The sequence below is a fragment of the Citreimonas salinaria genome (assembly GCF_900107235.1).
Taxonomy (GTDB): domain Bacteria; phylum Pseudomonadota; class Alphaproteobacteria; order Rhodobacterales; family Rhodobacteraceae; genus Citreimonas; species Citreimonas salinaria.
Map to the genome: position 1 here is coordinate 1 of NZ_FNPF01000062.1, position 1,035 is coordinate 1,035.

Sequence of the window (1,035 nt, forward strand, 5' to 3'; positions counted from 1 at the left end):
TGGCGGTCCAGATCCCGTACCGCCTTGCCGACGGTCCCCTGAACCTCCTCGTGGACAGCACCGGCATCAAGTTCCTGGGCGATGGTGAGTGGCAGGCTCGCAAGCACGGCGTGCAGGGTCGGCGCCAATGGCGCAAGGTCCACCTGGCGATGGATACCGCCACTTCGGACATCCGGGCAGTCGAGTTCACCCCCAGCAGCGACGGCGACAGTCCGATCCTGCCCGAATTGCTCGGCCAGATCCCCGAGGACGAGCAGATAGGCTCCGTGACCGCGGATGGTGCTTACGACACCCGCCGCTGCCATGCCTCCATCATCGACCGGCAAGCCACGCCGATCATTCCGATCCGGAAGAACGGGCGCCCCTGGAAGGAAGACAGCCCTGCAGCAAAGGCTCGGAACGAGACGCTACGCGCCACGAAACACTACGGCCGGGCGTTCTGGAAGCACTGGACCGGATACCACGCCAGGAGCCGCGTGGAGGCGAAGATGCGATGCCTCAAGGCATTCGGCGAGCGCATCGCCGCAAGAGATCCCGACCGCCAAACCGCCGAAATCCACATCCGCGTCGCACTCATGAACCGCTTCTCAGCCCTCGGCGCCGCCGAGATCGTTCGCGTGGCATGACATCAGCGGGGAAAGGGGAAGTCACGCCTTAGGCGTGAGTTACGCAACAATGCCGCGGTGCATGAGCAAGCCTCCTCCCGCCCGCTATCGCACCACGAACTGGTCCAGCTACAACGCATCACTGCGGAAGCGGGGATCGCTGTTGATCTGGGTCGATAAGGACATGACGTGGCGCGCGCCGCATGACGGTCGGCCGGGACGCCCGCCAGTGTTTTCCGATGCGGCCATACAACTCTGCCTGTCTATCAAGATCCTGTTCAAGCTGCCGCTTCGCCAGACCGCCGGGATGGTGGCGAGCCTGCTGAAACTGGCGGGGCTGGATTGGCCCGTTCCGGACTTCTCCACCCTGTGCCGGAGGCAGAAGACCTTGGCCGTTCAGGTCCCCTATCGCCGCGCCGACGGGCCGCTG

General features: G+C 64.8%; 2 protein-coding genes. Both read left to right on the top strand.

The features are described from left to right. Nucleotides 1-626 (top strand): IS5 family transposase (locus BLW27_RS20535; protein WP_143042390.1); only part of this gene is annotated, 626 nt, incomplete at its 5' end. A 61-nt stretch (nucleotides 627-687) separates the two neighbouring features. After that, nucleotides 688-1,035: transposase (locus BLW27_RS20540; protein WP_143042316.1), on the top strand; the 348-nt coding region annotated here is incomplete at its 3' end.